Below are 22,353 nucleotides of genomic sequence, written 5' to 3' on the forward strand. Positions count from 1 at the left end.
TTTTAATTTTGGAGCGTGTCTGAATGACATGACAATCGTCAATGTGGCGTGAAAACAGGGCTAAGGCCTTGGAATGCCGCCAGATAATCTGTGCTGGTTGGGAAAGGACTTGCGCTGGCATGGCAAGCCTTGCGAAAACTGCAGGCAGTGCTTGCGTTGGCAGGTCATGAAAACGGCCATTTTCGTTTGACTCTCGGGCCGTGATCTCTATATTGCGCCTCACTTCCGAGAAAGTGGGTCGAAACATGTGGTTTCGTCCCCGTTCCGCATGCTGAGGTTTGGGCAGTTGGAAACTATCGGGACAATAAGTGATCTTTAAAAAAAGAGAGTTACAAAATGTCGAAACGTATTGCTGCAAAGCATAAGATTGACCGCCGCCTTGGTGTGAACCTTTGGGGCCGTGCAAAATCGCCGCTGAACAAGCGCGAATATGCACCGGGCATGCACGGTGCGACCCGCCGTAAGAAGCCAACCGACTATGGTACCCAGCTGTTTGCTAAACAGCAGCTCAAAGGCTACTACGGCTCGATCTCTGAAAAACAGTTCCTGCGCTACTACAAAGAAGCTTCCCGTCGTCCGGGCGATACCTCCGAGCATCTGGTTGGTATTCTTGAACAGCGCCTCGATGCGGTTATCTACCGCATGAAATTCGTTCCGACCGTGTTTGCTGCGCGTCAGTTCGTTAACCACGGCCACATTCTTGTCAACGGCAAGAAAGTAACCATCCCGTCCTACCTTGTTAAAGAAGGTGACGTTGTCGAAGTGAAATCTGCTTCGCGCGAAATCCCGATGGTTATGGAAGCTGCCAACCTGAACGAACGTGACGTTCCGGAATATCTCGACGTTGACGCGAAGGCCTTCAAAGGCACCTTCGTTCGCGTACCGAAATTCGCAGAAATTCCGTACCCGGTTCAGATGCAGCCGAACCTGGTCATCGAATTCTACTCGCGTTAATCCTTACGGATTTCGCGACCAACCAATACGAAGACGCCCGCTGGAAACAGCGGGCGTTTTTGTTTGTCTGGATTTTGCTTTACTCGGCGTGGGGATTCCATTGAACGCAATGATTTTGCGTTTTTACACTTTGGGTTGCATTAAGTTGTGCGGACAATGCTAATATAGGCGTCTGTAACAATTTCGGCGACGCGAAGGACCTGAGATGCGTATCTTAATGGTCATATTGGGCATGTTACTATTAACAGCATGCGTGCGGATTCAAGCCACTGTACAAAGCTTTTCAGATTTACCTAATGATTACCCGGGCAAGACTTTAGCGGTTATTGGGTACCCCGATGAGCTTGCAGAGAGCCTCGAATGGAAAACATACAAACCAATTTTCGAAGCTAGATTTATGGAAAAAGGGTTTGTTATTTCGTTGCCCAATGAGGCTGATTATCTAGCATTTGTGACTTATGGTATAGGTGACCCGCAAACCTCTACAGAAATCGGGAGCGTACCCATTTATGGGCAAACCGGTGGAGGCACGACATATCACTCGGGAACAGTCTCTTCTTATGGTGGGGGGTACGGTAGTTACTCCGGGACGAGCTATACGGCTCCGATGTATGGCGTTGTGGGGTCGTCAACCTACAGCTACGATGTGACCACATACACCAGAACAGTTTTCATTGATCTGTTTGACGCTGAAACAGAGCAGAAATTATATGAGAGTTCTGCTGTTAGCTCGGGTTCGTGCGGTGTTATCTCGGAAGTTATAGACGAGATCACAGAAGCAATTTTTACTAAGTTTCCATCAGGTTCTGGTCGGGTCACTGTGCCTGCAAAAAGCGATTGTTAGTTTGGATATATATATTTGGTTGTAAGAACCAAATATTGTTGCCGGACGAATGATCCAGCTATCGCTGAACATTTCTACTCTCCGTTAAGACTTAAGGCTTGAGGGGAGTTATTTGTTCGGACGACTGCTGGGCTGCGGCGGCGACGGCTTCCTGCTTTTGTTCCGGCGTCGCATCTGGCGGGACGTCGACCTTGACGTTACGCGAGGCCATCTGGATGCCGTTTTCCTTGAACATGGCAAGAACCCGTTGATAGACGGTTTTGCGGATGGTGAATTGTTCGCCGGGCTTTGAGGTATATTTCAGCCCGATTACCATGTTGAATTCTTCCATCCGGCGCACGCCCTGGGATTTCAGTGGTTCGATGAAGCTGTCGCCAATCAGCGGATCTTCAAGCAGTTCGGCAGCCAGCTTCTTGACCAGTTTCTTGATCTTGTTCACATCTGTTTCAAACGGAACACGGAATTCTAGTTTGACGATGACCCAGTCGCGGCTGTGGTTGACGATGGATTTAATCTCGCCAAACGGGACGGTCTGAAGCGGGCCACGGTGATGGCGCAGTTGCATGGAACGGATCGAGATGTTTTCGACCCGGCCGCGCAGATTATCAACCTCGATATACTCGCCGAGCCGGAAGGCATCATCGAGCAGGAAGAAAACCCCGGCCACCACATCACGTACCAGCGCCTGACTGCCAAAGCCAAGGGCAAGGCCGACAACACCGGCACCGGCGATCAGCGGGCCGATATCGACCCCCAATGCCGACAGTGTCACCATCGCCACCATGATGATGATCACCGTAAGCGCAAAGTTCTTAAGCAACGGCAGAAGCGTTTCAACCCGCGACAGGCCTGACCCACCACCTTCATCCCCCGCATTGCCCTGATTGGACGCACTCATGCGTTCATCAAGAAACGCCTTGATCAGCGACCAGATCAGATCGGCGATCAAAAGGATCATGATGATTTCGGTTGAGCTATCAATGATCCGGGCAATGATCCCGGCATCGTCAGACTGCGCCAAACGGTCAAAGCCCCAGATGCGCCACATGCTGGCGAGAACAAAGACCAGTGCCAGAAGCCGCACCCCGCGTTTAAGCACCTTGGTAAAGACCGGTGCCTTGGGCTTGACGGGTTCGAACACCTCGTCCTGTTCACGGGCGATGGCCTCGGCCGCAGCGTTTTGTTCGGCGGCTTCGTCTTCGGCGATTTGCAGTTTCTTGCGATGCTGGCTTTCGATGATGTTGCGCAAGACGACATCAAACAGGCAGGCCAAACCGATGGCGAGAAGCGCCTTGAGAATCCGCTCGGCACCGATGATGGCAACGCCGCCCACCAGAATGCACCAGCCACAGACGATCACCGGCCAGAGACGGGCCATCGATGTTGGCAGGGCCATTTTTTCAACACCGGTGCCAGTCCCCTCGTGAGTGGCAAAGAACCGGCCCAGCCACAGGATTGCTGTGCAAAAGGTCAGCACCGATATCACCACCGCAAGATCAAACAGGATAATGTCGCCAGCTATAATCGTCGGTGCGGCACTGAATACGCCAGCCAGCGCAAAGGCAAAAAGCGAAATCCCCGACGCCCAAGTCAGACTTTTGGTCAGAGCACCTGCTGCCACCGGATCGACATTGATCATGCGCAGCCCCTCGGCCTTGGGGGCAAACAGGAACTGCAGGACAATGATCAGAACGCGCAGGGCAAAGAACGCCATCAAAAGCGACATGACGGCGGCCTTCATGATTTCGGGCCAGTCAAACATCATGAAGGTGCCAAGCGATCCTATGGCAAAGGCAAAGAGTGACAGCAGCGACAGCACGCAAAGCCCGACCATGTTTTTAAGCCGGTCGGAGAATTTCTGAGGGTGGGAGGATTCAAGATAGGCGCACATCGGGGCCGAAAGCCTGCGATAGATCACCTCGATCAGGATGCCGACACCAACGAAAATCGCGGTAAACAGGAACACGCGCATCAGGCCGCTTTGGCCGAAATCGGTCGAAAGGAATTCGGCGGTATCATCAATTTCACCCGGAAAGGCATCAAGCCCGCTTAGGGTATCGGCAATGCGGGCCTGGGTGCGGGTGACGCCTTCTTCTAGGAAACCATAATAGCTGAAGGTCTCGGTGACCACGTCATCTTGGGGAAGTGGATCAGCCTCAAGGGTATCAGCGCCGCTTAGGGCGGTGACGGCGGCCATTTGTGCCTGTGCGGGCAGGGTGGGCAGCGCAAACGCGATCGCAAGCAGCAAGGTGGCAAAACATGCCATTGATTTGATTGCTGGTTTCATGCCGGTGACCTTCCCCCTGTGGCGCAAATAGCAGCATGCCATAAAGATGGGGGGTGGGCGTCAAACCATCAAGAAATAGTTTTGTGAGCGCTTTGAAATGATCGCATGCGTTGAGGGTTCGGGGGCGGCGCAGGCATAAAAAAAAACGCGCTGCCAGGCACCCTGCGCAGCGCGTTTTGAATGCGGGCAATCGCGCCTTAGGCAGCGACGGCAACGCCTTTGTCTTTAAGGTGCTGGGACAGCTCACCGCTGGCAGCCATTTCGCGCACGATATCGCAACCACCAAGGAACTCGCCCTTGACGTAAAGCTGCGGAATGGTCGGCCAGTTCGAGAAGTCCTTGATGCCCTGACGGATCGCCGGATCGACCAGAACGTTGATGTCCTTGAACTGAACGCCAAGCTCGGCCAAGACCTGAACAACAGCAGCGGAGAAGCCGCACTGCGGGAACATTGCGGTACCCTTCATGAACAGGACGACGTCATTGTCATTGACGTCTTTCTGGATGCGCTCGAATACCGGATTGTCGGTCATAATGATTGTCCTTGGCTTTGGGCAGCACAGTTCGTGCCGCAAATTCGGATTAAACTTTTATGGGCGAAGATATGGCTGGAACCTGCGGTTCTGTCAACTCTTGGCGCGATTTTGCCGCGCGGTGCGCAGATTGTCCCAGGTGAAAATCGCAAGCCCGACCCAAACAAGCCCGTAGGTGATCATGTGGGCCTCGGTAAAGGCCTCGCCAAAAATCAGAACAGCAACAAAGAACTGGATGGTCGGATTGAGATATTGCATCAGCCCAAGGGCCGAGAATTTCATATTCCGTGCGGCATAGGCAAACATCACCAGCGGACCGGTCGTGCAGATCCCAAGCCCGATCAAAAGCGCATCTTCGACCCACCCGATCTGCCCGAATGTCATGTCACCGGTATGGGCAATCCAGAAAAGATATCCAAGTGCGATCGGCGTGATCAGGATGCATTCGACAAACAGCCCGGCAATCGGATCGGCCGGGACGAATTTGCGAATAACGCCATAAAAGCCAAACAGGGTCGAAAGCCCAAGGGCCACCCACGGCATGTCGCCATAAAACACCAGAAGGTTCAAAACCCCGGCGGCACAAATCGCCACCGACAGGATCTGGATGCGGTTGAGTTTTTCGGCAAAGAAAATCCGCCCAAGGATCAGCATGATCAGCGGCATGATGTAATAGCCGAGGCTGGCTTCAAGGGCATGCGCGCTGGTGACAGCCCAGATGTAAAGCAACCAGTTGCCCGCCACCAGAAGGCTTGAAAGGAACAAAAGCCCGAGGGTGCGTGCTGATGAAATCAGCTCCCACAGCTTTTTGCGCCGGCCCAGAACAAAGACCAGCAACAAGGTCAATGCCGCCGACCAGACAATCCGGTGTGACAGGATTTCAAACGGGGTGGCAAAGGCGACCTGTTTGAAATACAGGCCGAAAAAGCCCCAGAAGATAAAGGCACCAAGACCGGCGAGGGGGCCTGGGCCGATCAATGCCGGTTTTTCCTGAGAGGACATCGGGGCGAGACCTAACGTTAAGCGGTGGTCAGTGAACGGGGCTGTGACCGGTCGCGACAACGTTGGACCAGCTCAGTGCGATCTGAAAGTCATCAGGGGTCGAAATGAAACGACCCCTGAAATCGGTCGGCAAGGCGGTGCGTGGTGGCGCGTGCCTTGCGGGTGGTGAGATCGGCGATCAGTCCGGTGCAGAAGTCTGCAGGGCCAGCGCATGCAGATCGCCGCCCATTTTACCCTTAAGCGCGGAATAGACCATCTGGTGCTGAACAACGCGGGTTTTGCCACGGAACTGTTCAGAGACAACAATTGCTGCGTAATGATCGCCATCGCCGCGCAAATCCTCGATGCGGACTTGTGCATCGGGCAGGGCTTCCTTGATCATGCTTTCGATTTCGTAGGCTTCCATGGCCATGGCGCATATTCCTTATGGTTGATCGACGCTGTATTCGGGACCGCCGATATGACTTGTTTTCATTGGTATATGTTGTTGTCACGGGGGCTGTCAATTTTTGTGAAACGCCCGTTATCCGGTGATGACAGACAACGCCTAGGCCTTGTGTTTGGCGCGATATTGCACTAATACGCATTCTTCTGGTTGCGCACACCTGCCGTCCGCAAGGTCTATGCCTTTGGTAAAGTGCGTTGAATGAATTTTTCGGAACCGTTTCCCGATCAGGGTACGGCCCGGCAATGCGGACCCCCGGCCTCCTGCGTGGAGACGACGAATGACTTCCAATACGCTTAATATCGCATCTGGCGATATTCAGACGGATGCGACCGAAACGCTCAAGGCACAAGCAAAACGCTTGCGCAAAGCCTTGGCGGCGCGTGACGTCAATATTTCGCATACCGGTTCGCTGGAACTTCTGGCGCAAAGCCACGGCTATCGCGACTGGAACACCGCCATTGCCATGGCAAGGCGCAATATCCCGACCAGTGTGTCGGACCTTGGCATCGGCAAACGCTTTGCCGGGTCCTATCTCGGTCATGCCGTGACCGGACTTATTCGCAGTGTAACCGCCACCCCGACACCCGGTGTGTTCCGGGTCGAGGTGCATCTGGATGAACCGGTCGATGTGGTGGCCTCAAAACGCTTCAGCGGTTTTCGCCAACGCATTGGTGCACGGATCAATGAACATTGCGAACCGGTCCTGACCAACGGCATGGCAGGCCCCGGTCTTTCGATTGATCTGTTGCTTGGAGAGTCCCCGGACGCGTGAGCACCTTTATCAAAGAGATAAATGACGAAACCCTCCGGCAGCTTCCAAAAGTTGCCGGAGCTTACGTTTTGGTGATCGAACTCAGCGCTGACCTTACTCTTCAAAACAAACGCTTCGCAGGTGCCTCCCTTGCCAAGGGAACCTACCTTTATTGCGGTTCTGCCAACGGCCCCGGCGGCATTGCTGCACGCGTCAAACGCCACTGCAAGCAAGACAAGAAACCTCATTGGCATGTCGATGAGCTGACCTCAAACGGGGCAGGGAGGGTTGTTTCGGTGCTGGTCGTGCCGGGTGGGAATGAGTGTGATCTGCGTGCAGCTTTGCAGGAACCGGATACACAGGTTCCGATCCTTGGCTTTGGTAGTAGCGATTGCAGTTTATGTCAGACGCACTTATTGAAGGCTACGATGAAACGTCCTCAACAAGGTAACCGTATTGCGGGTTTTCCCATGGTAGGGGCCGCCGTCAGGTTAGAGACACTCCAACGTTACATCTCCGACCATATCCACTGGGGTTCTAAGCCCGATTAGCGCCAAACAACGGTCTCTCCTGAGACTTTGAAAGGGGCTAACTAGTTTGTTCATGGAACGAGCAACTAGTACTTACTCGCCAACTGTACAGCCTTTAGCCTGATCGCCCCTAAGGAGCATCTCCGACGCACGTACTAGGTACGCCGCCGTGAGATTGGGAGCTGAAAAAAGCTTCGCATTGCGAAATCCCTTCAACCCCCTCTAGTGAGGGCTGGGATCAATTATACTTGAAATTTAGGGTGGATAAAAGTGTCGATTGGTTTAGCCCCCGGTCATGCTCATATGGCGACCGACGGCCGGTTTCTGGCCTTTGCGGTCGATGACGAAGTCATGGCCCTTGGGTTTGAGGTCCATGGCTGCATCAAGCATCTGATCAAGAGCACGCGGGTCACCGGTACGAAGGGCGGCGCGCAGGTCAACGTGGTCTTCCTGACCCAGACACATATAAAGCGTGCCGGTGCAGGTCACGCGTACGCGGTTGCAGCCTTCGCAGAAATTATGGGTCAGTGGCGTGATGAAGCCAAGGCGTCCGCCGGTTTCGGCCACGGTGGTATAGCGGGCCGGGCCCGGGGTGACATGGTCGGACGGGATCAGGGTGTATTCCTGCTCCAGACGTTCACGCACAGCGGTCAGCGGCAGATATTGATCGGTGCGGTCGCCATCAATGTCGCCAAGCGGCATGGTTTCGATCAGGCAAAGGTCAAAGCCCTCCTTCCCGCACCAGGCGACAAGGCGTGACATTTCATCTTCGTTGAAGTTACGCAGCGCAACCGTATTGATCTTGATCGAAATTCCGGCCTGTTTGGCGGCCTCGAGCCCGGCCAGTACCTGTTCAAGGCGGCCACGGCGGGTGATTTCGGTAAATTTCTGTGAATCCAGACTATCAAGCGAGATGTTAAGGCGCTTCACGCCGAGGCGGGCGAGGTCATCTGCATAGGTGGCAAGCTGGCTGCCATTGGTGGTCATGGTCAGTTCATCAAGCGCGCCAGTCTTGAGATGGCGCGACAGATTGGCAATCAGATCCATGATGCCCCGGCGCACCAGCGGTTCGCCCCCCGTCAGGCGCAGTTTACGCACGCCGCGCGTAATGAAAGCCGTGCAAAGCTGATCGAGTTCTTCGAGTGACAGAACATCGGATTTCGGCAGGAAGGTCATGTTTTCCGCCATGCAATAGGTGCAGCGGAAATCGCAGCGGTCGGTTACCGAGACGCGCAGGTAAGAGACATGTCTGCCGTATTTGTCGATCAGTGGCTTGGTCATGGTGGCGTTTAAACGGTGTTCTTGAGTTTCCGGGGCTTTTTATCGTCGTTCTTTGTAATCGTTCTGAGGCAACTGTCGCACAGCAGGTCGGGGTTTGACCAGTCTGTTTCGAAGTTGGCCGTTCACCTTTCCGTCAGGTGAAAACGATCAAAGCCGCCCCGGTGTCCCGTCAGGCGGCTTTGATTTTTGTCATGCAGGTCTTGGGTCAGGCCGAGAGGCGCGCGACATCCGCATCAATGCATTTGACGACTTCGCGAATGGTCGCGACATCTTCGCTGCCCATTTTGGCGACCAGTTCGGCGGAATGTTCGGGCACAGCAAGCGTTTTGCGCACATCAGAAAACAGCGCATCAAGCAGGCGGATGCAGTGGGTTTCGGTGAATTCCCAACGTTCCTCGCCCTGGGCCATGTTGTCATTGACCAGCTGGATCAGCCATTTCTTGCGGTGTTCATAGTTGCTGAAATGAAGCGCCATGCGGGCAAAGACCAGATTGATGCGCGAACGCACTTCCGGGGCCTTGGCCAGATGATCCCAATATTCAGCCGGGTTGCGCAGTTCGTCGTCCTCATCAGCGTGGGCTTCGATGATTTCGTGAATTTCGCGGTCGATTTCCTGAAGCATGTCCATGCCGACCATCATGCGAATGACCTTGAAGAAGGGCTGCAGGATGGTGCGCGAAAGGGCGCCATGTTCGGTATCGCCGGCTTCGTTGCCTTCCAGCAAATGATCAAAGCGTGACACCAGCAGACGGCCAAACGGATCATGGCGGACAGCGGCATGTTCTCGGGCCTTGATCGATTCCAGATCGGCTTCCAGCACTGCCCAGGCGTTGTCAAACAGTTCTTCCTTGTCGCGCAGGCCATCAACGGCCTTGAAGATCTGTTCTTCGGTAACGGAACCGCCATGGTTGCGGGCGAAATGCACAAGCCCCTGGGCAAATTGTTCCAGCACGGTGAACGCCGCGACATGATGGCGCTGTTTAAAGCTGTCACGCGGTGGTTTGTTGGCTGCGATCATGGGTTTCGAGACCTTCTTAAGACTGTTGTGCTCGTGTCAGGTTCATCTATCCAACGTCTGATAGAGTCCATCTTGTATGTTCAAGTCGTTAACAAAACGAACTGAGCAATCTGTATGCCAAGTGTCGGTCTTCCTGACCTTTTCTGATCGGATCGCCTATTCGTAGCCAGCGGCTGCTTCGACAATTTCAAGTACGACATAGCGCGGACGGATGATCTGGCGACCGGCTTCTTCGAAATTGACAGCGATTCGATCCCCGTCGACCGCCTGAATACGGCCCAGTCCCCAGTCCGGTTGGTCGGGATGGCGCACAATGGCGCCCGGCGTCAGCAAGAAATCCATTGGGTACTCTGTATCCTGTGTAGCTTGGTTCAATATAGGCCGTTTGCGGGGTATGCGCAATTTGCGGCTGTCATGTCGGCGGGGCAAAAAGGGTCCGCGATCACCAAGGGGTAAAATTTGCCGGGTCTGAAAGGCCTGATTTTCGAGTGTGCTAAATAAGCTCTTAATATATCGGGGGCAATCTTGTGGCTTCTGCGAGCGGGCTGTCTGGTTGTGACGGCCGTTCGCAATGGGCACCGTGTTTTGGGGACAGGGTGCCACACCGATACGCAAAGACCTTGGAGAGCCGGCGCTATGCTAGAGGATGCCACCCTTGAACTGACCCTGATCGAATTGATCAGTTCGCGGATCTGTCATGATCTTGTCGGCCCGGTCGGGGCGGTCAATGCCGGGGCGGAGCTTATGGGCGAAGATGGGGTTGGCGATGACGAGGCGCTGGAGCTGATGCGCAAAAGCGGTCTTGAGGCCGCGCGCCGGCTGCAACTTTTCAGATTGGCCTTCGGGCGGGCGGGCAGCAGTGCCGATACCACCGCCATGCGAGAGGCGGCAAAACATACCTATGCCGCCGAAGGCAAGGTAACGCTTGAGTGGCCGGATCTTCCGATTGATCCATCGCACGGACGAATCGTATTGAACATGGTTATGCTGGCACGTGAAGCATTGCCCTTCGGGGGAACGCTTTCCGTGACACGCGACTCCGGCAAAGTAACGGTGCTGGGAGAAGGCAAACGCGCTGCCTTGCGCCCGGAAATCATGAATGTGCTGGAAAAGGACGTTTCTGCAGATGCACTCGATCCGCGCAATGTGCAGGCGTTTTTCTTGCGGAAACTGGCCAATCTTGGCGGTGGAGCGCTTTCGGTCTTGCAACAGGACGGAAATATTGCATTGATCTACGGATAAAAATTTAACTGACAGGTCTGGTAATGGGGCGCAATAGCTTCTACCTAGATACCGAAGTATAGTATGTTTGTGCCAATTGGCGCTTTAATGGGAGTTCCAGTTCCGACAAGCAATTGATTGTTGGAGATTTGGAGGGGGTATATGGACGATCTTTTAAGTGAATTTCTGACCGAGACTTCGGAAAGTCTCTCGACGCTTGACGTCGAGCTTGTGAAGCTGGAACAGAACCCGAATGATCCGGACATCTTGTCCAACATTTTCCGCTTGGTTCACACCATTAAAGGGACGTGCGGCTTCCTTGGCCTGCCGCGCCTTGAAGCTGTTGCCCATGCTGGCGAGAACGTACTGGGTAAAATTCGTGACGGCGAACTGGTCGTTACTGCAGACGCGGTGACGCTGGTTCTTGAGTCGATTGACACGATTAAGTACCTGCTGGGCGAGCTTGAGCAGAACGAAGCTGAGCCGGACGGCAATGACGCCGAACTGATCGGCCGTCTGAACCACTTTGCAGATACCGGCGAAATTCCGGGTGGTGCGCCAGCTGCAGAAGCAGCCCCGGCCGCAGAAGAACCCGCTGAAGAAGTCGAAATGACGGATGACGAAAAACTGCAGGCTGCCTTTGACGCCGCAGAATACGATCCGGACTTCGAAGTGCCTGATGAGCCGGCAGCCGCCGCCGAGCCGGAACCAGAAGCCCCGGCAAAACCGGCAGCGCCGCCTGCTGCTGCAAAATCCCAGGAAGTCGCACCGGCTCCGAAGCCTGCCGAAAAGGCAAAGGCCGAAGCACCGCGTGGCGAGACCAAGGAAAGCTCGGTCGCAGCCCAGACCATTCGTGTGAATGTTGAGCTGCTTGAAAACCTGATGACGCTGGTTTCCGAGCTTGTCCTGACCCGTAACCAGCTCCTGCAGATGGTTCGCGGCAAGGATGACAGTGAATTCACCGTGCCGTTGCAGCGCCTGTCGCACATCACCACCGACCTTCAGGAAGGTGTGATGAAGACCCGTATGCAGCCGATCGGCAACGCTTGGGCGAAGCTGCCGCGTATTGTTCGCGACCTTGCGCTTGAGATGAACAAGAAGATCGATCTGCAGATGATCGGTGCCGACACCGAACTGGATCGTCAGGTTCTTGAACTGATCAAGGATCCGCTGACCCACATGGTGCGTAACTCTGCCGACCATGGTCTGGAAGACATTCCGGGCCGTCGTGATGCGGGCAAGCCTGAAACCGGTACGGTCACCTTGAACGCGTATCACGAAGGTGGTCACATCATCATCGAGATTTCCGATGACGGTCGTGGTCTGAACCTTGAGCGCATCAAGGCCAAGGCGATTGCCAATGGTCTTGCGACCGAGGGCGAGTTGGAAGGCATGGGCGACCAGCAGATCCAGCAGTTCATTTTCAAAGCCGGTTTCTCGACCGCGGAGAAAGTGACCTCTGTTTCCGGTCGTGGTGTGGGTATGGACGTTGTGCGTACCAACATCGAAAAGATCGGTGGTACGGTTGAGCTGAAATCGGTCGAAGGCCGCGGTTCAACCTTCATCATCAAGATCCCGCTGACGCTTGCTATCGTTTCGGCTCTGATCGTTGAAAGTGGCGGCGAACGCTTTGCCATTCCGCAGATCAGCGTTCTGGAACTGGTTCGCGCGTCGAACAATTCCGAGCATTCCATCGAACGCATTCACGATACGCCGGTCCTGCGCCTGCGTAACCGTCTGCTGCCGCTGGTGACGCTCAAGAAAATTCTTGGCCTTGATAGCAGCGAAGCAACCGAAGAATCCGTCGATGAAGAAGCATTCATCGTCGTTGCCCAGGTTGGTACCTATTCGTTCGGTATCATCGTCGACCGCGTATTCGACACCGAGGAAATCGTTGTCAAACCGGTGGCGCCGATCCTGCGCGATCTGTCGCTGTTCTCGGGTAACACCATCCTTGGCGATGGTAGCGTGATCATGATCCTTGATCCGAACGGCATTGCGACCCGCACCGGCGAAATCACCGTTGGTGGTTCGCAGGGCGTGGAAGGCAAAGCCAAGGCGGATGCATCTGATCGCGAAACCACTTCCATGCTGGTCTTCCGGGCCGGTGGCAGCGAAGTGCGCGCGGTTCCGCTGGCACTTGTTGCCCGCCTTGAAGAAATTGATGTCGAGAATATCGAACATTCAAACGGCCGTCCGCTGGTCCAGTATCGCGGCAAGCTGATGCCTCTTGTCTTTATCGATGGTAGCTACCAGATGAAGGCAGAAGGACGTCAGCCGACCCTTGTGTTCCAGGATCGTGAACGCACCATGGGGCTGGTCGTCGACGAGATCGTCGATATCGTGGATGACGTGCTTAATGTTGAACTGACAGCGGATCAGGATGGTCTGGTTGGTTCCGCCGTGATTGACGGCAAGGCGACCGACCTTATTGATGCCGGTTACTATCTTGAACTGGCATTCAGTGACTGGTTCGGCACCGAGGACAATGGTGGCGAGAAGAAGCGTGTTCTGTTGATCGATGACAGCCCGTTCTTCCGTAACCTTCTGACCCCGATGCTGTCTGTTGCCGGCTTCAACGTCACTGCGGTTGAAAACGCAGAACAGGCCATGGACCTTAAAAACCGTGGCGTTCTGTTTGATGCGATTATTAGTGACATCGAAATGCCGGGCATGAACGGTTTCGAATTTGCCGAAGCGTTGCAGGATGATGCAGCCTGGGGCGAAGTTCCGATCATTGCGCTGTCTTCGCACACCAGCGAAGAAGATTTCGAACGCGGTCGTCAGGTCGGTTTCAGCGACTACGTGGCCAAATTTGATCGCGATGCGCTTGTCTCGACCCTGATCCAGACACTGAGCAGCATGTAAGCGGGAGAAAAGTCCTATGAGCGATAAAAACGCACTCGTTCCGAGCCAGGAAAAAGGCGGCGCCCTTGACCTTGGTGGTGACAGCCAGGATTTCGTGACCGCGAATATTGGCAAACAGCTTTTCGGTATTCCGGTCCTGACGGTTCAGGATGTCTTGGGTCCGCAACGTATCACGCGTATTCCGTTGTCGCCGCCAGAAGTGGCCGGGTCGCTGAACCTGCGTGGTCGTATCGTGACCGCGATTGATGTTCGCAAGCGTCTTGGCCTGCGTGACAAGGAAGACAATGAACCGGGCATGAGCATCGTTGTCGATGAAGGCGGCGAGCTTTACAGCCTGATGGTTGATCAGGTCGGAGAAGTTCTGAGCGTTCCGAAAAAGGCGTTCGAACAGAACCCGGCAACGCTTGATCCGCGCTGGCGCGAATTTTCGGACGGTATTTTCCGTCTCGACAAGAAGCTTCTGGTGATTCTTGATGTGACCCGTCTGCTTGATTTCACGTCTTCTGTGAAGCAGGCTGGTTAGGCTGAGTTCCCATGCCGGGCACGCAATGTGCCCGGTTCCTGCCATTGTGGCTTAACGACCTAAATAAGCGAGAAGGAAGTCGATGAAGAGTTGTCTCGTCGTCGATGATTCGAAAGTCATCCGAATGGTAGCACGCCGCATCCTTGAGGAAATCGGGTTTGCGGTTGTTGAGGCAGTGGACGGACAGGAGGCGATCGACAAGTGCCTTGAGTCCATGCCCGACGCGGTTCTGCTTGACTGGAACATGCCGGTCAAGAGCGGGATTGAGTTCCTGCGTGAACTGCGCGCAACGCCTGGTGGCGATGATCCTGTTGTTGTGTTCTGTACAACTGAGAACGACCTTGAACACATCCAGGAAGCGATTACCGCTGGCGCAAACGAATACATCATGAAGCCGTTCGATAGCGAGATCATCCAGGCCAAGTTTGAGCAGGTCGGCCTGATTTAGGCCTGCTTGCCAACGATGCCTGCACGCCTTTAACAACTGATCTCCATCATCAAGCGGGGACGCTACTACGTGGAAGAAACGCCTATCCATTCGCCATACAAAGTCCTGATCGTGGATGACTCCGCCATCGTGCGCGGGCTTGTGACACGTATGATGGCCGAAGACGCGGAAATTGACGTCGTCGGATCGGTCAATAATGGCGAAGAAGCACTGGCTGTGATGGAAGGCGGCGGCATCGAAGTCGTCGTTCTGGATATCGAAATGCCGGTCATGGATGGCCTGACGGCTTTGCCTAAACTGTTGGAGATTGACCCGACCGTTCGCGTGATCATGGCGTCGACCCTTACCAAACGAAATGCCGATATCAGTTTCCAGGCGATGACGCTGGGTGCGGTGGATTATATCCCCAAGCCAAGCTCGTCAAAGGACCTCAATGTCGGCGAAGGCTTCCGCGAAGAGCTTCTTGATAAGGTCAAGGCATGGGCTGAACAGCGTCGCAAGATGCTTGAGGTCGAACAAGCCGCTGCTGCCGCAGCAGCCGCTGAAGCGGAGCCAGAACCCACCCCTGCCGCATCCGAGGCAGATGACGTCGCAGCAAAAACCGAGGGTGGTGATGCGGATGATGGCAAGGCATCGACTTTCCGGGCGGAAATGTCGGTCGAACATCAGCAGCTTCAGAAACAAGGCCGTATCCAGCGCAAAAGATTTACCGCAGAACTGCGCCCGCGTCCGATGCAGCAACCGCGCCATCAGCCGGTCCAGATGCGTCAGACGCCGCAACCGCAGCAGCCTGCACCAACGGCACAGCCCGCAGCACCGGCAACGCCGGACGCAGCAGCCTCGGCCGCAAAAGCCGCAGCCGCACCGACTGCGCAAGCATCGCGTGCGACGACCCCGTCACGTGATCCGGGCCGACTTATTCGCGATGCGGCCATTGCCGCAGGCGGACAGGCCAAGGCAACGCCAAAAACGCCGTCACGGCCAGCCCAGGCCGCACCAGCGGCCAGAATCGCACCAGCACCCAAACGCCCGACCGCACCTGCGCCGCAGAAAAGCGCACGTGTCCAGCAGGCCCGTTCAGGCAGCGCGCCGGCCCCGGCAAAGCGCCCATCGACGCGCGGTGGTGTGACGCTTCTGCCCGAGAAACGCATCAATGTCGAAGCCATTGCCATTGGCAGCTCGACCGGCGGACCGCAGGCATTGTTCGAAGTCCTACGCGGTCTGAATGGCGTGCGCCAGCCGATCTTTATTACCCAGCATATGCCGTCGACCTTCACGACCATTCTGGCCGAGCACATCACCCGTTTGACCGGTTTGAAGTGCCAGGAAGGGCAAAACAATATGCCAATTGTGGGCGGACAGGTTTACCTTGCGCCCGGCGATTACCACATGACCGTAGAAGGGCGTGGTGGCAATCGGCATCTGATGTTGAACCAGAACCCGCCCGAGAATTTCTGTCGTCCGTCGGTTGATCCGATGTTGCGCAGTCTGGTGGCGAGTTACGGAGGAAACATTCTGACTGCAATCCTTACCGGAATGGGGCAGGATGGTATGCTCGGTGGTCGCGACGTCGTCAATGCGGGGGGCATGGTCGTCGCACAGGACGAGCAAAGTAGCGTTGTATGGGGGATGCCAGGTGCAGCAGCACATGCCGGCATCTGTTCCGCGGTTCTGCCGGTTGGCGGTATTGCGGCCTATATCAAAAAATTCGCGGGGGGTCGTTAACCCACAATGATGAAGCCGGATGACTTCGAGTTCGTAAGCAGATTGATCAAGTCCAAGTCCGGGCTCGTTTTGAGCCAGGATAAGACTTATCTGCTCGAAAGCCGGCTGATGCCGATTGCGCGCAAGCGGGGACTCAAGGACCTGACAGAGCTGATTGGCGCGCTGCGCGGCGGCGACCGTAATCTGGTCGAAGAAGTCGTTGATGCGATGACGACCAATGAAAGCTTCTTCTTCCGCGATACCAAACCTTTCGATCAGTTCCGCCATGTTGTTCTGCCGCACATGATCAAGGCGCGTGCGCCGAAAAAGCACCTGCGCATCTGGTGTGCTGCGGCCTCTTCGGGGCAGGAACCCTATTCGCTGGCCATGATCCTTGACGAGTTCAAGTCACAGCTTGCCGGATGGCGCATCGATATTATCGGCACGGATATTTCGCGCGAAATCCTGACCAAGGCACGCGCAGGGCTTTATTCCCAGTTCGAAGTCCAAAGGGGCCTTCCGATTGGTCTTCTGGTCAAATACTTCCAGAAGAAGGAAGACCAGTGGCAGATCTCGGCCGATATTCGCGGCAAGGTGCAATACAAGGAATTCAACCTTCTGGAAGATTTCCGCCCGCTGGGGCAGTTTGACGTCGTCTATTGCCGTAACGTGCTGATCTATTTCGATCAGCCGACCAAAAGCGATGTTCTGTCACGAATTTCGGCCCTGATGCCAGATGACGGCTTCCTGTTCCTCGGTGGTGCCGAAACGGTTCTGGGCATTTCCGACAAGTTCAAACCGCTTGCCCGTCAGCGTGGCATCTATCAGCTCAACCGTCCGGGGGCCCCGGAAGTCGATCTGACCGCGCTTGAAAAGGTGCAGGCAGGGGCTGCTGCCGGGGGTGCCGCCGGTGCTGCGGCGCCCGGTGGACTGGCCTTCCCGAAACCAAAGCACATGCAAACCGGTGCGGGTACCACGACCGGCACGGCGGCTCGTCCGGCGGCTGGAACAACCGGCACAACTGGCACGGCAACGACCCGTCCGGGCACGTCGAGCTTTGGCACGCAATCAACCCAGCGACCGCTGGGCGGTACAACGTCCTCGACCACCCGTCCGACGACGGGGACGGGTACGACGGGCAGCGCGTTCAGCAGACCGTCAGGTTCGACTGGTACAGGTTCAGCCACGCGTCCGGGTACCACAGGCACGACTGGCTCTTCTGGAACCACCGGGTCGACCTATCGCCGTCCGCTTGGCACTGGAACTGGAACCAGTGCCGGCGCGGGGGGCACGACACAGCGGCCGGGGACAGGTAGCAGCAATACAAGCGGTTCAAATGGAACCACGCGCCCGTCCACGACCTTTGATCGGTCCCGTTTTGGTAAGCCGGACGATAAGAAGTAGCTGACAGTTGGTGCTTTGCCGACTGTTCTGTTGAACTGAATGTCGGGAAGGCCAATGACCTCAAACGCATCAATCCCCTTTTCTGCCCAGCGTAATGACCTGCGCCGTGTTCAGCGTCGGCGCAAGCTTGCGATTGCCTGCATCACGCTTTTCGTACTTTGCGCGCTTCCGCTCATGCAATCGTTTGCCCGGGTGGGGATGTTTACCCATGAAAGTGTCGAGATTGGCGGGATTATCCTGATCCTCATCGCCATTTTCGGGCGCGCCTGGTGCACGCTTTATATCGGCGGGCGCAAAGCCCGTCAGTTGACCGATACCGGGCCCTATTCGATCAGCCGCAATCCGCTTTACATGTTCAGCTTTATCGGTGCGACCGGCATCGGGGCACAAACCGGAAGTTTGCTCGTAGCTCTGCTGTTCGGACTGGGGGCGTTTGCCGTTTTCTTGCCGGTGATCCTGCGTGAAGAGCGCGCCTTGGGCGAAATGTTCGGTGCGTCGTTTTCGGAATATAAAGCGCGCGTGCCGCGTTTCGGGCCACGGGTTACTGTCTGGCAGGATGCGGAAATGCTGGAAGTTCGCCCAAAGCTTCTGGTGCGGACCTTGCGCGACGGGCTGGTGTTTTTGATGGTGATCCCGATCTTTGAGCTGATTGACCGGTTGCAGGTAATCGGGCTGATCATTCCGATGGTCTACTTGCCATAACCAGAAACGAAAAACGCCCCGGTGCAGTCCGGGGCGTTTTTCGTATAGCGGGCACTGTAGGAGCGGCGTCAGGCAGGCCTGAGACCGAAATCCGGGTATCAGGCCGCAGCGCTGTTGGTGTCGGGATCGCGCAGGACATAGCCCCGGCCCCAAACCGTGTGGATGTAGTTGTCGCCCTTGGTCGCAGACTGGATTTTCTTGCGCAATTTGCAGACAAAGACGTCAATAATCTTGAGTTCCGGCTCGTCCATACCGCCATAAAGGTGGTTGAGGAACATTTCCTTGGTCAGTGTCGTGCCTTTGCGCAGCGACAGAAGTTCAAGGATGCCATATTCCTTGCCGGTCAGATGCAGCGGCTTGCCGTCAACATCGACGGTACGTGCATCCAGATTGACGTTAAGCTTGCCGGTCGAAATCATCGACTGGGCATGGCCGCGCGAACGGCGAACGATTGCCTGTACGCGTGCTAGAAGCTCGGTCTTTTCGAAAGGCTTGGTCAGATAGTCATCTGCGCCAAAGCCAAGGCCTTTGACCTTGTCTTCGGTTTCGGTCAGACCCGACAGGATCAGGACCGGTGTTTCGACGCGTGCGTCGCGCAAACGTCTCAGGACCTCATAGCCGTCAATGTCTGGCAGCATGAGATCCAGAAGAATGATGTCATAATCGTATAGCTTGCCGATCTCGAGGCCGTCTTCCCCAAGGTCGGTGGTGTCAATCACCATGCCTTCTGATTTCAGCATCAATTCGATGCTGTCAGCATAGGTGTTGTCATCCTCAACAAGCAGCACCCGCATGTTTCTGCTCCGTTACCGTGTTCCGCAATAAGTCCGTGTTGATCCGGTTAGTCGACAATCGCCCCAACGATTGTCGCGTATTAGGAAATTTTTTCCCCATTCCGTTAACGATACGTTGCTTTGCGACTCGTGGCAAGCAGGCGAGTCGCAAGTTGTTAACTTTTTTTCATTCAAAGAAGCGACTCGGGACCGGAATGCGAGTTTTCCCAACGGTTTGCGGCGTTAATCGCAAAAACCTTATGCACAGAAAAAAATGTGCAATTATCGTTTACACGGCTTTTTAACGACGATTATGACAATATATTTGGTACGACGCGGTGCGATTTGCCACCCCTTTGACCGATCCATGGGGTAAATTTCCGTGTCATAAGAGTTGTTTCCACCGATTTTGCTGAAAAGAACCGCCCGTGTTTCAGATTGGCCGCAACATTGTCGCAGAACTCCGCCGCATTCCCGACTATCGCGTCGTCGGGCGGGTGACGGCTGTTTTGGGTTTGCTGGTCGAGATTGGCGGGGTAGAAGGCGCGCTTTCAGTCGGTGACCGCTGCAAGGTCAAGCGCCGCGACGGCAAACCGGTGATTTGCGAGGTCGTCGGTTTTCGCAATGAACGCGCGCTTTTGATGCCGTTTGGCATTCTTGATGGCATCGGTATTGGTTGCGAAGTCGAACTTGGCGATACCCAGCCGCAAGTCTATCCCGATGAAAGTTGGCTCGGGCGCGTGGTCAATGCCTTTGGCGAGCCGGTTGATGGCAAAGGCCCACTGACTGAGGGCAGCCGGCCCTATCCGATCCGCAATATGCCCCCATCAGCACATTCGCGCCAACGTGTGGCGGGCAAGATCGATCTTGGCATTCGCGCCATGAACACGTTTCTGACCTGTTGCCGCGGGCAACGTATGGGTATCTTTGCCGGGTCAGGTGTTGGTAAATCGAGTTTGCTGTCGATGATGACGCGCCACACCACATCGGATGTGTCCGTGGTCGGTCTGATCGGTGAACGTGGCCGCGAAGCACGCGAATTCATCGAGGACGATCTGGGCGAAGAAGGCCTGCGTCGATCCGTTGTGGTTGTTGCAACCTCGGACGAGCCGCCACTGATGCGCCGTCAGGCGGCCTATATGACGATGGCGCTTTCGGAATATTTCCGCGATGTTGGGCGTGATGTACTCTGCATGATGGACTCTGTAACGCGCTTTGCAATGGCGCAGCGTGAAATCAGCCTTTCGGTGGGGGAACCGCCGGCATCCAAGGGGTATACGCCGACGGTCTTTGCTGAATTGCCGCGCCTGTTGGAGCGTGCCGGCCCGGGTGGGCCGGGGCAGGGATCGATCACCGGACTGTTTACGGTGCTGGTCGATGGCGATGACCATAACGAACCGATTTCCGATGCGGTGCGTGGTATTCTTGACGGGCACGTGGTGCTGGATCGCGCGATTGCCGAACAGGGTCGCTATCCGGCGATCAACATCCTGCGCAGCGTGTCGCGTACGATGCCCGGCTGTAATAACGAGGAAGAAAACCAGATCGTTGCCCGCGCCCGGCAGTTACTTGCGACCTATGAGGATATGGCCGAACTGATCCGGCTGGGGGCATATCGCAAGGGCACCGATCCCAAGGTCGACGAAGCCATTCATTACTTCCCACTGATCGAGGAATTCCTCAAACAGCGCAAGACGGAGTGTACGCGCCTTAATGAAGGCTATCTGGAACTGGCCCGCCGCCTTGATCTTCTGGCCGAACAGCCTGAACAACCCGCACCGGCCAAAGGGCAACCGGCCGGTCAGGCTCAGCAGCCCAATGCGGTCAATCCGGCAGGTGCCCAGCAATCTGCTGTGCCGCCAGAGATGCCTGCGGCTCGTCCGGCACCACCGCCTTCGACCGGACCCAAGATCAATCGCGGTCCTAAGGTCAAAAGCCGTTCCCAGCGCGATGGGCAGGACCTGAACGAAGCCAAGCGCGCGCTGCGTCAGGATGGCAATGATGCTCCTGACGGGGCGTCGTAATGATTGCGGACCCTAGGGGCTGACCCATGGCCAAGGATTTCAAGACACTGGTGCGCATGCGCAAATGGGCGCTTGATGAAAAACAGCGCGAGCTGGGCGAGATGCTGGGTGTTTTGGGCAATCTTGAAGCCGAAAAAAAGGCCCTTGAGCAAGCGGTGATCCACGAACAGAAGATTGCGGCGGAAAACCCGGAACTCGCCGGTTTTGCCTATGGCGGTTTTGCCACTGCCGTAATCGCCGAACGCGAAGCGATCACGAAAATGATTGCCGAGCAGGAAGAAAAGATCGACGCCTTTCGCGAAGAAGTCGCCGATGCCTTCAAGGAACTCAAAACTGCCGAGATTGCCGAACGCAACCGGCTTGAGGCCGAGCGTGCCGAAGAAGACAAGAAAGAACAGGACGAGCTTGATGAAATCGGCACCCGTTCGGCCACCCGCGATGACGGGCTTATTTAAGCGCTACGTTGCCGTCTGACATATCAGGTGAAAAGGCGAGGGCGCGTTCGATAAAGGCGGCAATATTGTTCTTCGCAGACCCTTCGTTGGCAAGGCGCAGCCGCTGGATCGCGAACGGAGAATCTCCGAAGGTTGCGGTATGTGTTGCGGGAATCTCGACATCAAAAACCGGTTTGCCGCCATCTTTTTCGATGATTTCATAACGGATACGGGTTTTGACCGTCAGGTCCAAACCAAATAGCGGTTGGTCGACGTCAAGCAAGGTGACACGCAAACCATACGGCGCGTTTTCATCAAGCTTTGCCAGCAAGTTAGCATTCTCAAGGGATGCGATCAGGGCTTTTTCAAAAGCCTGGCTGCTGATTTCAGACGTCCATAGCGGGTTGGTTTCTTCACCGCCATCAACCGACTTCACAACAATGCTGTCCTTAAGGGCCGAGTTCTGCGTGGCAGCTGTGTCGATGCCCTCGGTTACCACCATGTTCTGAAACTCGGCCGGTGATGCACAGGCACTTAAAAGAGCCAGGCCAAGGATTGCAATGGTGTGTTTGATGGCGCTCTTCATTTGTTTGATACTCCGTAT

General features: G+C 55.5%; 22 protein-coding genes. 13 read left to right on the top strand and 9 right to left on the bottom strand.

Features of this window, described 5'->3' with window-relative positions; all coding sequences use genetic code 11:
• The first annotated feature begins 336 nt into the window (after nt 1-336).
• The gene (gene rpsD, locus UF64_RS05285; RefSeq protein WP_008891604.1) at nt 337-954 is read left to right on the top strand and encodes a 30S ribosomal protein S4; all 618 of its coding nucleotides are present in this window, start codon (nt 337-339) and stop codon (nt 952-954) included.
• Nucleotides 955-1,159: 205 nt separating this feature from the next.
• Nucleotides 1,160-1,798, top strand: coding sequence for a DUF4136 domain-containing protein (locus UF64_RS19600; RefSeq protein ID WP_052657460.1), 639 nt, complete (start codon nt 1,160-1,162; stop codon nt 1,796-1,798).
• Nucleotides 1,799-1,889: 91 nt separating this feature from the next.
• On the opposite strand, the gene UF64_RS05295 is transcribed toward UF64_RS19600, so the two are convergent.
• From UF64_RS05295 to UF64_RS05310, 4 genes are all read right to left on the bottom strand, one after another.
• Nucleotides 1,890-4,085, bottom strand: coding sequence for a mechanosensitive ion channel family protein (locus UF64_RS05295; protein WP_044827585.1), 2,196 nt, complete (start codon nt 4,083-4,085; stop codon nt 1,890-1,892).
• A 197-nt stretch (nt 4,086-4,282) separates the two neighbouring features.
• The gene (gene grxD / locus UF64_RS05300) at nt 4,283-4,618 is read right to left on the bottom strand and encodes a Grx4 family monothiol glutaredoxin (RefSeq protein WP_044827586.1); all 336 of its coding nucleotides are present in this window, start codon (nt 4,616-4,618) and stop codon (nt 4,283-4,285) included.
• Nucleotides 4,619-4,711: 93 nt separating this feature from the next.
• The gene (gene rarD / locus UF64_RS05305) at nt 4,712-5,620 is read right to left on the bottom strand and encodes an EamA family transporter RarD (protein ID WP_044827587.1); all 909 of its coding nucleotides are present in this window, start codon (nt 5,618-5,620) and stop codon (nt 4,712-4,714) included.
• Between the two features lie 178 nt (nt 5,621-5,798).
• Nucleotides 5,799-6,032 carry a BolA family protein gene (locus UF64_RS05310; protein WP_044827588.1) on the bottom strand — a complete coding sequence of 78 codons (234 nt, stop codon included), beginning with the start codon at nt 6,030-6,032 and terminating at the stop codon, nt 5,799-5,801.
• 313 nt (nt 6,033-6,345) lie between these two features.
• Between UF64_RS05310 and UF64_RS05315 the strand changes: the two genes are divergently transcribed.
• Together UF64_RS05315 and UF64_RS05320 are read left to right on the top strand one after the other, a co-directional pair.
• Nucleotides 6,346-6,840 (top strand): glyoxalase superfamily protein, encoded by a 495-nt coding sequence (locus UF64_RS05315; RefSeq protein WP_044827589.1) that lies wholly within the window; start codon nt 6,346-6,348, stop codon nt 6,838-6,840.
• The gene (locus tag UF64_RS05320; RefSeq protein ID WP_235284972.1) at nt 6,837-7,370 is read left to right on the top strand and encodes a DUF123 domain-containing protein; all 534 of its coding nucleotides are present in this window, start codon (nt 6,837-6,839) and stop codon (nt 7,368-7,370) included. Before UF64_RS05315 ends, UF64_RS05320 begins: the two co-directional genes overlap by 4 nt.
• 261 nt (nt 7,371-7,631) lie before the next feature.
• Here UF64_RS05320 and moaA read toward each other — a convergent pair whose 3' ends face one another.
• From moaA to UF64_RS05335, 3 genes are all read right to left on the bottom strand, one after another.
• A complete protein-coding gene (moaA, locus tag UF64_RS05325) occupies nt 7,632-8,630 on the bottom strand; it encodes a GTP 3',8-cyclase MoaA (protein WP_044827590.1) in 999 nt (332 codons plus the stop codon).
• Nucleotides 8,631-8,835: 205 nt separating this feature from the next.
• On the bottom strand, nt 8,836-9,648 hold the full coding sequence (locus UF64_RS05330) for a hypothetical protein (RefSeq protein WP_044827591.1): 813 nt from the start codon (nt 9,646-9,648) through the stop codon (nt 8,836-8,838).
• A 156-nt stretch (nt 9,649-9,804) separates the two neighbouring features.
• Nucleotides 9,805-9,990 carry a DUF3553 domain-containing protein gene (locus UF64_RS05335; RefSeq protein ID WP_044827592.1) on the bottom strand — a complete coding sequence of 62 codons (186 nt, stop codon included), beginning with the start codon at nt 9,988-9,990 and terminating at the stop codon, nt 9,805-9,807.
• A 294-nt stretch (nt 9,991-10,284) separates the two neighbouring features.
• On the opposite strand from UF64_RS05335, the gene UF64_RS05340 reads away from it, so the two are divergent.
• From UF64_RS05340 to UF64_RS05370, 7 genes are all read left to right on the top strand, one after another.
• Complete coding sequence (locus tag UF64_RS05340) at nt 10,285-10,890, top strand: histidine phosphotransferase family protein (protein ID WP_044827593.1); 606 nt, start codon at nt 10,285-10,287, stop codon at nt 10,888-10,890.
• Nucleotides 10,891-11,031: 141 nt separating this feature from the next.
• Nucleotides 11,032-13,737 (top strand): chemotaxis protein CheW, encoded by a 2,706-nt coding sequence (locus UF64_RS05345; RefSeq protein WP_044827594.1) that lies wholly within the window; start codon nt 11,032-11,034, stop codon nt 13,735-13,737.
• A 16-nt stretch (nt 13,738-13,753) separates the two neighbouring features.
• Nucleotides 13,754-14,260, top strand: a complete 507-nt coding sequence (locus tag UF64_RS05350; RefSeq protein ID WP_044827595.1) for a chemotaxis protein CheW — start codon at nt 13,754-13,756, stop codon at nt 14,258-14,260.
• An 82-nt stretch (nt 14,261-14,342) separates the two neighbouring features.
• Nucleotides 14,343-14,708: a PleD family two-component system response regulator gene (locus UF64_RS05355; RefSeq protein WP_044827596.1), complete on the top strand. Its 366-nt coding sequence runs from the start codon at nt 14,343-14,345 to the stop codon at nt 14,706-14,708.
• A gap of 69 nt (nt 14,709-14,777) precedes the next feature.
• Nucleotides 14,778-16,433 carry a chemotaxis protein CheB gene (locus UF64_RS05360; protein WP_044827597.1) on the top strand — a complete coding sequence of 552 codons (1,656 nt, stop codon included), beginning with the start codon at nt 14,778-14,780 and terminating at the stop codon, nt 16,431-16,433.
• A 9-nt stretch (nt 16,434-16,442) separates the two neighbouring features.
• The gene (locus UF64_RS21135; RefSeq protein ID WP_369792940.1) at nt 16,443-17,816 is read left to right on the top strand and encodes a protein-glutamate O-methyltransferase CheR; all 1,374 of its coding nucleotides are present in this window, start codon (nt 16,443-16,445) and stop codon (nt 17,814-17,816) included.
• Nucleotides 17,817-17,870: 54 nt separating this feature from the next.
• Nucleotides 17,871-18,518, top strand: a complete 648-nt coding sequence (locus tag UF64_RS05370) for an isoprenylcysteine carboxylmethyltransferase family protein (RefSeq protein ID WP_044827598.1) — start codon at nt 17,871-17,873, stop codon at nt 18,516-18,518.
• A 98-nt stretch (nt 18,519-18,616) separates the two neighbouring features.
• On the opposite strand, the gene ctrA is transcribed toward UF64_RS05370, so the two are convergent.
• Nucleotides 18,617-19,312, bottom strand: a complete 696-nt coding sequence (gene ctrA / locus UF64_RS05375) for a response regulator transcription factor CtrA (protein WP_008891622.1) — start codon at nt 19,310-19,312, stop codon at nt 18,617-18,619.
• 407 nt (nt 19,313-19,719) lie between these two features.
• Here ctrA and fliI point away from each other — a divergent pair, with 407 nt between their 5' ends.
• Both fliI and UF64_RS05385 read left to right on the top strand, forming a co-directional pair.
• A complete protein-coding gene (gene fliI / locus UF64_RS05380) occupies nt 19,720-21,315 on the top strand; it encodes a flagellar protein export ATPase FliI (RefSeq protein ID WP_044827599.1) in 1,596 nt (531 codons plus the stop codon).
• A gap of 26 nt (nt 21,316-21,341) precedes the next feature.
• On the top strand, nt 21,342-21,770 hold the full coding sequence (locus tag UF64_RS05385; RefSeq protein ID WP_044827600.1) for a flagellar FliJ family protein: 429 nt from the start codon (nt 21,342-21,344) through the stop codon (nt 21,768-21,770).
• On the opposite strand, the gene UF64_RS05390 is transcribed toward UF64_RS05385, so the two are convergent.
• The gene (locus UF64_RS05390) at nt 21,763-22,335 is read right to left on the bottom strand and encodes a hypothetical protein (RefSeq protein ID WP_044827601.1); all 573 of its coding nucleotides are present in this window, start codon (nt 22,333-22,335) and stop codon (nt 21,763-21,765) included. The genes UF64_RS05385 and UF64_RS05390 overlap by 8 nt on opposite strands.
• Nucleotides 22,336-22,353: the final 18 nt, after the last annotated feature.

This window comes from Thalassospira sp. HJ (genome assembly GCF_000948415.1).
In the GTDB taxonomy this organism is placed as follows: Bacteria; Pseudomonadota; Alphaproteobacteria; order Rhodospirillales; family Thalassospiraceae; genus Thalassospira.

Coding starts and splice junctions, on each gene's coding strand:
- UF64_RS19600 (WP_052657460.1), top strand. CDS start 1,160: ATGCGTATCTTAATGGTCATATTGGGCATGTTACTATTAACAGCATGC.
- ctrA (WP_008891622.1), bottom strand. CDS start 19,312: ATGCGGGTGCTGCTTGTTGAGGATGACAACACCTATGCTGACAGCATC.
- UF64_RS05315 (WP_044827589.1), top strand. CDS start 6,346: ATGACTTCCAATACGCTTAATATCGCATCTGGCGATATTCAGACGGAT.
- UF64_RS05330 (WP_044827591.1), bottom strand. CDS start 9,648: ATGATCGCAGCCAACAAACCACCGCGTGACAGCTTTAAACAGCGCCAT.
- UF64_RS21135 (WP_369792940.1), top strand. CDS start 16,443: ATGAAGCCGGATGACTTCGAGTTCGTAAGCAGATTGATCAAGTCCAAG.
- UF64_RS05345 (WP_044827594.1), top strand. CDS start 11,032: ATGGACGATCTTTTAAGTGAATTTCTGACCGAGACTTCGGAAAGTCTC.
- UF64_RS05385 (WP_044827600.1), top strand. CDS start 21,342: ATGGCCAAGGATTTCAAGACACTGGTGCGCATGCGCAAATGGGCGCTT.
- moaA (WP_044827590.1), bottom strand. CDS start 8,630: ATGACCAAGCCACTGATCGACAAATACGGCAGACATGTCTCTTACCTG.
- UF64_RS05295 (WP_044827585.1), bottom strand. CDS start 4,085: ATGAAACCAGCAATCAAATCAATGGCATGTTTTGCCACCTTGCTGCTT.
- UF64_RS05350 (WP_044827595.1), top strand. CDS start 13,754: ATGAGCGATAAAAACGCACTCGTTCCGAGCCAGGAAAAAGGCGGCGCC.
- UF64_RS05390 (WP_044827601.1), bottom strand. CDS start 22,335: ATGAAGAGCGCCATCAAACACACCATTGCAATCCTTGGCCTGGCTCTT.
- grxD (WP_044827586.1), bottom strand. CDS start 4,618: ATGACCGACAATCCGGTATTCGAGCGCATCCAGAAAGACGTCAATGAC.
- UF64_RS05335 (WP_044827592.1), bottom strand. CDS start 9,990: ATGGATTTCTTGCTGACGCCGGGCGCCATTGTGCGCCATCCCGACCAA.
- UF64_RS05355 (WP_044827596.1), top strand. CDS start 14,343: ATGAAGAGTTGTCTCGTCGTCGATGATTCGAAAGTCATCCGAATGGTA.
- UF64_RS05340 (WP_044827593.1), top strand. CDS start 10,285: ATGCTAGAGGATGCCACCCTTGAACTGACCCTGATCGAATTGATCAGT.
- rarD (WP_044827587.1), bottom strand. CDS start 5,620: ATGTCCTCTCAGGAAAAACCGGCATTGATCGGCCCAGGCCCCCTCGCC.
- rpsD (WP_008891604.1), top strand. CDS start 337: ATGTCGAAACGTATTGCTGCAAAGCATAAGATTGACCGCCGCCTTGGT.
- UF64_RS05370 (WP_044827598.1), top strand. CDS start 17,871: ATGACCTCAAACGCATCAATCCCCTTTTCTGCCCAGCGTAATGACCTG.
- UF64_RS05310 (WP_044827588.1), bottom strand. CDS start 6,032: ATGGCCATGGAAGCCTACGAAATCGAAAGCATGATCAAGGAAGCCCTG.